Source organism: Thermogemmatispora sp. (assembly GCF_019683755.1).
Classification (GTDB): Bacteria; Chloroflexota; Ktedonobacteria; order Ktedonobacterales; family Ktedonobacteraceae; genus Thermogemmatispora.
In genome coordinates, this window is record NZ_JADGHT010000014.1 from 20,528 (window position 1) to 29,559 (window position 9,032).

Below are 9,032 nucleotides of genomic sequence, written 5' to 3' on the forward strand. Positions count from 1 at the left end.
GTGCTGATCAGCCCGTCCCGAGAGCTGACAGAGAAAAGGGAAGATTGCTCGCTCAGGCTGGAGGGTAGCGATTGTAGCCGACCAGCCGATTCGTAGTGATTGTCTGAGCTGAGAGCTGCTGACCGTTATCCAGGTTATAGGCTAGCAGCGAGGCATGGCCGTCAGCATAATGAGCCTGCACGACCAGATGATGGCCATAGGGCGCGAGAGCCACATCGCTCTCACAGATCAGCTCAGGATCAAGCGCCGCAGCTTGAGTCTGGGCGGTGCCATCAGAGCAGAGAGCTTGAGCACCCGGGGCGGCATCGTGCAACAGGACTTGATCTTGAGCAGGCGTCAGTCCCAGCTTCACTACCTCAAAGCTCCCCTGGCTATAGCGCATAATCATCAGTGAGTTATCTGCCGCGTAACCAATTGGAATGCCCCAGGGGCGCAGACGATGGCGATTCCCTCCATCGCTGTCAACGGCATAGATGCCTGGTGCCTCCGACTGGTAATTGACATAGTAGATGGTACGCCCATCGGGGCTAAGCCAGAAATCGGTGCTGGCCCTGGGCACCGGCGGCGTAATCGCCTCTCGTTTTTCGACGCTACTTCCCAGCGGTAACCGGAACAGCGCCTCCTGGTTGCCGTTGATAGGCTGCACGAAGTAAAGGTACGGAGAACTATAGAAGGCCAGACGCGAATCTGGCAACGAGGACATGACCACTTTGGGCTGTGCCTGCTTCATATTGACTCGCAGCATCCCCGTGGGCGCATTGAGCAGCAGCGTCTGGGAATCGAGCCAGATAGCATTTCCGCCGCTGCCGGTGCTATGGTATTGGAAGCGCGTCAGGGGTGGCGTAACTCTCAGATCCACAACATAGTAGTCCGTATGAGTGGTACTCGGGACATGGTAGGCTAGCGAGCTGCCGTCGGGGGAGATGCCGTCGATCTCCGTCTGCGGGGGCATGGCGGCGAGCAGTGACTGCAAATGACCGGTAGCGTAATTGTAATTGCTGACGGCGATCTGCCCGTTCTGATCGCTAGAAACCAGCAGCAAACCATTCCAATCATCAGCAGGCGAGAGATTCGCAGGGATCTGTACCTCAGAGGGCGTAGGAGTCGCCTCGCTCTTGACCGGCAACTGATCCCAACCAATCAGTTGTGGGGCGCCAGCACGCGTCATCTGGCTGGCTGAGACAGACAGCAACAGCTTCTGAGTGTGCGTAGTCAAATTCGTCGCCCACAGGCGCAGCGAGTGGTCGGGATAGAGAGCCTCAGTCAGCAAGGCCCAGCCATAAGGGGCGAGGGCTAATCCATCAGGCAGCACACTACTGGCCCCCGGGGCAGCATTGACGACCACAAGCTGATCCTGTTGGGGGGTGTCCCCCAGCTTCCTCACTTCGAAGGCCCCATGAGCCTCCTGAAGGAAGAGCAACCGATTATCATCAGCAAAACCGAGCGGAATGCCGTGCCGATTGAGCGCGCGCCGATTGCTGCCATCGCTCTCCACCATATAGAGCGTGGCTCCCAAACCGTGGCCCACGCTGTAGTAGATCGCCGAGCCGGTTGGGCTGAGCAGCCAGGCATTGCGACTGCTTGGAGCAGAAGAGAGACCCTGATTCGCCACCAATGGGCGGGAGGCAATTGAGCGGAGTTCCCCGCTTGCCAGATCCAGCCGATACAGCATCTCCTGGCTATTCTCCTGGCGAGTAAAGAATAGGAAATCATTGTAGTAGAAAGTGAGCGTACTACCCTGCAATATAGGCGAGGAGTAAATCAGCTCACTCCTGCCAGACAGATTTACCAGGAAAAGCTGACTACCGGCATCGATCAGCAGATGGCGATCATCGGTTGTCCAGACCGCGCTTGGATTGGTGCAGCTACAGCTAAAGATCGCTTCAGGTTGAGAGAGCGTACGGAAAAGGCGAGCTTTGCCTGTGCTCTGGTGATAGAGGAGATCGCGTCCACTATGGGCGATCCCATCGACAGCAGAAGTTGCATCGCAGCAGGAGGTAGTCAGAAGACGCTTCTGACCGCTGAAAGGGTCATAATTATAAAGAGGATAGCGGCCAGCGCTATCGGGAATGGGATCGACCATCATGACCGCTTTCCAGGCCAGACCTTGATAGGTAGCCTTGAGAGAGACAGCCGTTGGAGGTGAGGAAGTGGGTGTCTGAGGGGCAGAGTGGCGCAGCAAAAGATATCCCAGGCTTCCCGTCGACAAGAGTACCACGAGGATGACCGCCACCAGGACCAGGGTTTCCCATAGTGGAGAGCGTCGCGCGGGCCGGGTAAAGGAAGAGTCCTGAGCAGGCAGCTCGGGAAGCCGACTCAGCACAGCGAAAGGCAGCCGGTGGTGGTGGTTCCGTCCGACGTGGTCGACCTGATCCGAAACCGTCAGGGCTTCGCTGGCAGCCTCCGCCTGAGCCTGATCGGAGCGAATAAGCTGCAGGATCAGCTCCTGAGTTGAGGGCGTGCGACGCTCGGCCTCCTCCAGAAACTGACGTAGCAGTTGGCGCTGACGGTCACGCTCATTGCGGGCCTGGTCCACTACTGTCGAACAAATCTGGCATTCAGACAGGTGGCGCCGCAGTCGGCCAAGCAGCTCAAGCTCATCTCCCGGAAAAGATGACGGCTCTGGCTCGTTGGCGCCGCGATTCAGCGTTCCGGGCGCATCAAGCTCATCGAGTAGACGCAGGCAGTGGATGCTGAGAGGACATGATGGTGAATCAGGTCGCTCCTTTCGCTTCATGACTGGCCTCCTCGATTAAGCCGCTTGTAGACCTGTTGAAATGCCTGACGTGAGCGGGCCAGGCGGCTGCGCACGGCTGACAGCGAATCCTGCATGATCTCAGCAATCTCGCGATAGGAGAACCCCTCGGCATCTAGGAGCAGGCAGGCTGCGGAAGCTGGAGGGAGCTGAGCCAGCACACGGGCCACCAGATCGCGCTCCATGACCTGCTCTTCGAAGCGCTCATCGCTGACAAGCGCCTCCTCGGGGGGGACCTCTGAGAGATCGTCACCCTGGTTGGTTGGGCTGGTGAAAGGAACCCAGGTGATGCGACGGCGGCGGCGCCACTCACTGCGCAACTGGTTCAAGGCAATGCGATAGATCCAGGGGGCAAACTGTAGCTCTTCCCCCTTCATTCTGGGCAAAGCGCGAAAAGCTGCCAGGAAAGTTTCCTGGCAGAGATCCTGTGTTAATTGTACATCGTGCGTCAGACTATAGAGCATGCGTCTGATGCGCGGCTCGTAATAGACTACTAGCGCCTCGAAGGCTGCTGTTGAGCCGTGGCACGCCTCAATCGTCAGCCGAGACTCGTCTTCCAGAGTCTTCATACGCCCCATCACCAGGTGAAAGGAAAAATTGGGTCCCTCACAGGGGATAATGCACAGGCGAGTCATTTTGTCGCAGCCGGGTACACCTGGCCAGAGAGAGCCATGTAGGCGGCTAGGAGCGGCCTACTCAGCGGAGGGAGAGTCAGGTGTCTGGCGCGGTTCTGTGGCGGGCAAAGTTGCCAGCGAGGAATGCACCTCAACATAGCGCGCAAGGATAAAGACCACATCGGAAAGGCGATTCAGATAGCGGATCACCTCAGCGTTGTGGATCACGCCATCGTGAAGCAGCTTCACCGCCAGGCGCTCGGCGCGGCGGATCACTGTGCGGGCAAAATCGAGCGCGGCCCCATCAGGGGTATCACCAGGGATAACAAACCGGTTAGGAATCTCTACCGCGCGCTTCAATTGCTCGGCCTCGGCCTCCAGGCGCTGCACATGCTCAGCAGTGATACGCAGCCCGATTTTCTCATAATTTTCAGGGGGTGTGGCCAACTCGCCCATTAACAGATAGAGATCCTGCTGAAGGCGATAAATCAGGTCCTTCACCCGTTGATCGCGGGCTACAGCGCGTGCCAGACCAAGGGCGGACGTTGCTTCATCAACGGTGCCGAAGGTCTCGGGGCGCGGATCATACTTTGGGACGCGCTGCTCTCCGAGCAGGCCAGTATAGCCCATATCGCCGCCGTGAGTTGTGACTTTGGCCATTGCCTGCCACTCTCCTCTCTAGCTCTTATCTGCTTGCCTTCTCGCGTATACTCGCCTGATCATTGTAGGCTGGCGCGGCGAGGCCTGCAGCACCCAAGCGCGACCAGCCAGAACAGCGAGCGTGCTCGGTCAGTAACCGGAGCTAAGGCTCAGGATCTCGTTCCTAGGGATCTGAGCAGTCTCGGCTCCTCACTAACTATAGCACAGATCACTACTCGTCGGTGCGACCGCGGTAGCGATAAGCGCGACTCACACGGCGCCAGTCCAGTTCACGCCCACGTACGGGACGTTCCTCATCCAATGGCTCCAGCGTATTGGTTGCCAGAAAGCGGCGGCGCAGATTGGAGAGATCGATTTGCTCATCGGGAGGGAAAAAAGCGCGGTAGAGCAGCGTAGCCTCAGCCAGCGTCAGGGTGCCATCGCCACTTGGTGGCTCGCGAAGAGCGCGCAGCGGGCGCGTCTCTTTACTGAGAGTGGTATGAGTCTCCTGGCGCCACCACTCGATACTGTCACGGCGGGGAGTTGCCATATCAGCCAGATAGCGTAATACCAATTCCGGGTTACGTTGAATCTCCGAGCGCAGGGTATTCAATGCCATCTCTAAAACCGGACGAGCTTCGGGATCAAGCTGGCGTTGACCAGACTCGACCTCGGCCACCGGCGTCCACTGCACACGCAGACTTGGGACCGGGTGCCGCTGCAAATTAGGGCGCAGCTCGTCGCGATTGGCCCGTAGAAGCACGCTGTGAATCAACGAAACAGCCGCCCCTTGCTCGGCGCTCCCCCACACATAGACTTGTTGCTCTACCCAGCCCGCTTTTAACTGCAACAGAGAGGCGTCATCGGGCCAGAGCAGCACAGCCTCAAGCGTGCGGAGCACCGCCTCTGTCACGGTCTCATTACTGAGAACAAGGCGCATAGGCGGCCCCCACGGCCCTTCACGCAGCAACACCCAGAGACTCCAATCACGGATCGCAAAGATCACCACGCCAGCGGTGACCATTAAACGGCGGGGACTGTTGTCGCGCACGGGCCGCGCAGGGATCGAGGAATTTGACCCTGAGAGCGGAGTATTCACGCTTCTTCTTCTGTCCCCCTGTCCGCGGCAAGCTTTGACCCGGCCATATGTAGCTGATTCTACCTGCTCTTGCCGACGGACGCAAGCCTACTACAGCCCAGCTACCGTACCGCTCTCGCTGCCTGCCTGTCTGCCTGCAATCTTGACAGTCGCCCGTTTGACCATCTACCTATAATACAGCCTTGTCTCTGACTCTTGATAAGTCTGGATCTAGTTCAGCAAGACTCAAGGGAGAGAAGGCCTTAGCTGCTTCGTTAGCTTCCTTGGCTTCGCGTGGGGCGAGGGAGAGATGTCCGGTAAGTGGTAGTCTGCCAGATGCGGGAGAGTCACAGATGAGCCAGGCCAGCACATCTATAGAGCTGCTTCTGTTTGCCAGCGCAACCCAGCCTCCGTCATCTCATCTTTGCACGCTCAGGGGGCGCCTGGTGCCAGTGGCCAATGCCGATTGGCTTGAGCGGAGGTGCTGCCGCTCCGCGCTCTGGTTAAGGATGTGGACCTACTTGGGTTCCAGCAATTTAGGGGAAGGCTCGCTTATCGAGCGAGCAGGCTCGGGACCGGGAACAGCCGGTCCAGCGTGGCCTGCTCTGCTAGAGGTGAAGCGCCGCTGATATTTGATCTTGGTCTTTTACTTCAACAACAGGAGCCGCAGTAACTGATAAGTGCCCAACGCTGATGCTGCGCTGGCCAGTAAACCCAGGAGCAGGCGATAGCGTTGCAGCGTCTCGCGTAGCGCCAGGGCTTCGACCCTTGCGTCACCTGTTGTTCGTGTGCGCCGTAGAGATTGGTACTGCATAACCTCTCCTCCCGCCGCAAACGGCGAGTGCAATGATGGCAGGAGCATCGGAGCTGTTAGCTCACGCTCTCCTCGCCCTACTACAGATACGGAGACAGACAATCTAGAGTTGGAGACATTGAACCTTTTGGCCGACCTTACTGGATCGGCAAGGGTCTCGAGACGATTGCAAAGGCCCGGCTGCCAACTGGCTACGCTACTATTCTAGCTAGAGCTGACCAGCAACCGTCGAGGGATCAGCCAGCGGCTGATCTGTCTCTGCCATGCCTGACGAGAACTCTCCATAGAGAGCTAACAAGCGGCGGGCTCGGGCATAATCCCGTTCGACCAGCACACGAAAAAGCTGTTCACAGCCGGCTAGCAGCTCAGCCGCCGTCGCCCGCTTGGCAGCGGTCAATGAGCCGAGCAGATCATGACGCCGCGCGGCTCGGAAAAGCCCGTGTAGCTTTTCAAGACAATCGCCTAGCTTGGCCTGTGCATCTTCGCTGTGGCATTCGGCATCAACCAGAGAGGCCGCCAGTGCTAGGAAGCGCTCACCCTGTTGGAGCACCTGGTCATACTCGCGATAGCGTGCCTCTAACAGTGTCTGCAGCATCCGTTGCTCATCAGCAGGGTCCAGGGCGACAAGAGCGAAAAGGCAAGCCTCTCCCCCCATCTCGCGTATTTCTTGGGCAAGCTGGCGGAAGTGCTTTTCAACCTCCTCGGTAAACGGCAGGACGTAGACCGAGTGCTGAAGTGGGTAGGCTCCGAGATGTTGCAGGCGACGCCAGACCCAGACCCGCTTCTGCGAAGGCTCACTTGGAACTTTATACGTCAGTTGCAACCAGCGCATACCATTGCGCTCAGACATAGGCTATCCCCCCGGAGGAAATGCCAGTAACATATGTTACTAGCATCAGGTATCTTACTCGAAGAAAGGGGAGAAAGTCAAGCACAATAAGAGCTGGGAGGGACGCATGTCCACCCGATGAAGGCGCGGACTCAAGGTGAGTCAACAGCCTGGGCTGATCATACCCCACTTGGAGCACGTCAACGGCTAGACTTTTGCATGTACAAAGGTCTCAATAGCTAAGCATAGCGGTGATATCTCGATAGAGCGTCTGGGGAAGGCTGGGGCCAGGGCTATATACCATTGAGAAACAGCCGGCTGGAGCCCTCCAGGGCTGATCTAAGCAGCCGATCAGACTACCCACTGCTGTGGGCGGCTGTTTTCCAGGCATGATTTGACAGACATAGCGCGGACGGATTGGCCAGCATTTGTCAATCAAGGCTCAGCTTCCTGCAGTCTGACCGTGATCAGGTCCTCTTTCGGGCAGGGCATTCCCTCTGACGAAGGGCTGGAGCAGCCAAAGTGAATACAGGGCATACGGTTGCCAGGGTCGAATCTAGAAACTGGAGCGGGAGCGTCTCAAGCCAGGCTGAGATCCCTGATCTCCCTTCCAGCCTTAGTCATCCCAGCCGGCATCTGCCGGCTGGGGCAAACCCATTGCTCTCGCCTGTTCGCCGGCTGAGCGACGCTAATCGAGGTCTGCTGGCAAGACTGGAACTGGTAAATGGTAACATATGTTACCATTCCCTCTGCTGACTGGCTCCTGGGCGAGTTAGCCTCTCTATAGGCTGCAAGTGCCGCGGAGGAATGTAGCCACAGCAGGTGGCTGGCTTAGGGGCCAGGGCTGAGAATGAGCTGACCTAGCAGCCAGCCAGCCATGAGCTGCAGAGCCTAGGGGCCTGACAGGGGTCACTTGCCTGAAGTAGGGGCGCGCCAGTAGCGGCGGTGGAATAGCCCACCTCTTTCCTGACTTGCATTACTTCTCACTAGCCCGGCGAACTGCAGGTGCTCCAATGCCTCCAGCAAAAGTCGAGGGCGCAATTGCTCAGTCTCGACCTGGCGCTGACGCAGCCGCTCAGCCAGCTCAGCGAGTGTGATCCCTTCTTGTTCGGGGAGAGAGAGCAGCACCAAGTGAGCCAGACGCAGGCGAGCAAGCCGCTGATGAGCCTGGGCCGGAGTTTCTGCCGGCTGTCCCTTGCCGGGAGAAAACTGCACTTCCAGTCGGCATTCGGGGGCGCCGTGCTTCATACAGGCCACCTCCACAATACGGACAGCCTCGCCATAGCGTTCGGCGGCCCCCTCAATAGCGCCCCAGAGCAGGGAACAGAGATGGCGGGGGCTATCATAGATGAGCAGCAGCTCATTCGGGTTGCTAGAAATGCTCTCGTAGCGGAAGATCGGAGGAATGATCTGCGGCGATGCCCGGCGCATCTGGGCATGAGCATCGCGCATAGCCAAGAGGAGCGCACGCCCACTACGTACTTGGCTCAGCAGATAGGCACAGAAGTGCCCTGTGAGGCCATTGAGCAGGAAGTAACGTCCGTACTCGCGAAGCAATGTGTCTGGACTCAGCTTTGTCAGTTTGCTGGCGGCCTCAACGCCGACAAGCCACTGCTCATCTGTGTAAACACGACTCGCCAAAGCGACATGGTGGCTCTGAATCGTTCTGCGGTAGACCTCTAAGAATCTTTTGCCGAAGCGCTCAGAGAGATACCGCTCCCACGTCACAACGATTAACCCTTGCATAACACACCTTCCTCCGACAGAACCTTATGGTGCATGCAGCTCAGCTCGCTCTGCCCCGGCTCGCTGAACACGTGCTTCCTTTCCCAGCAACCTTGTGCAGAGAACACGACGCTGTGTTTTTTTTGCCCCGAGGGTGGGAAGCGCTCTCAGCCTGGTCCGTGCCTGCGCTACCCCTCTGATTTCACTCTCCTGGGTCTCCCAATGAGCCGCTCGGCTAAGTCACAAGGCGCCGGCTCTTCCCCATCCTCGGTCTGCGCGCTGCATGCTCCTCTGCTCGCTTCTCAACAGATCTGTCTCGCCAATAGCAACCAAGAAGTAAAAACTTACTCGGTTTTTTGATGGAAAGTTGCTGATTGATAATTTGAGCATGGTCTATTATCTTTTCTGTGCTGATGTGTTAATTTTTTCTATCGCTATATGTGCTACTCCTTTTCTAGGAGGCCAGAAGATGATCTGACCCTGTCCAACGTTCCTCACCCGCGGTGATTTCTTGGCACAATGTCATTATATATTTCTTTGTTTTTATTAGCAATATAGACATGAATATTATACAAGAA

General features: G+C 57.5%; 7 protein-coding genes. All 7 read right to left on the bottom strand.

Annotation, left to right across the window (positions count from 1 at the left end; genetic code table 11):
- Nucleotides 1-52 precede the first annotated feature (52 nt).
- The gene (locus IRZ24_RS02380) at nucleotides 53-2,737 is read right to left on the bottom strand and encodes a hypothetical protein (protein WP_297160188.1); all 2,685 of its coding nucleotides are present in this window, start codon (nucleotides 2,735-2,737) and stop codon (nucleotides 53-55) included.
- Nucleotides 2,734-3,324: a sigma-70 family RNA polymerase sigma factor gene (locus IRZ24_RS02385; RefSeq protein WP_297160190.1), complete on the bottom strand. Its 591-nt coding sequence runs from the start codon at nucleotides 3,322-3,324 to the stop codon at nucleotides 2,734-2,736. Before IRZ24_RS02385 ends, IRZ24_RS02380 begins: the two co-directional genes overlap by 4 nt.
- A gap of 123 nt (nucleotides 3,325-3,447) precedes the next feature.
- A complete protein-coding gene (locus tag IRZ24_RS02390) occupies nucleotides 3,448-4,029 on the bottom strand; it encodes a cob(I)yrinic acid a,c-diamide adenosyltransferase (RefSeq protein ID WP_297160191.1) in 582 nt (193 codons plus the stop codon).
- Between the two features lie 211 nt (nucleotides 4,030-4,240).
- Entirely contained in the window at nucleotides 4,241-5,107 is an 867-nt protein-coding gene (locus tag IRZ24_RS02395) for a hypothetical protein (RefSeq protein ID WP_297160193.1), read from the bottom strand.
- A 625-nt stretch (nucleotides 5,108-5,732) separates the two neighbouring features.
- Nucleotides 5,733-5,900 (bottom strand): hypothetical protein, encoded by a 168-nt coding sequence (locus IRZ24_RS02400; protein WP_297160195.1) that lies wholly within the window; start codon nucleotides 5,898-5,900, stop codon nucleotides 5,733-5,735.
- A 208-nt stretch (nucleotides 5,901-6,108) separates the two neighbouring features.
- A complete protein-coding gene (locus tag IRZ24_RS02405) occupies nucleotides 6,109-6,750 on the bottom strand; it encodes a Chromate resistance protein ChrB (protein WP_297160197.1) in 642 nt (213 codons plus the stop codon).
- 888 nt (nucleotides 6,751-7,638) lie between these two features.
- The gene (locus IRZ24_RS02410) at nucleotides 7,639-8,475 is read right to left on the bottom strand and encodes a heme NO-binding domain-containing protein (RefSeq protein WP_297160199.1); all 837 of its coding nucleotides are present in this window, start codon (nucleotides 8,473-8,475) and stop codon (nucleotides 7,639-7,641) included.
- Nucleotides 8,476-9,032: the final 557 nt, after the last annotated feature.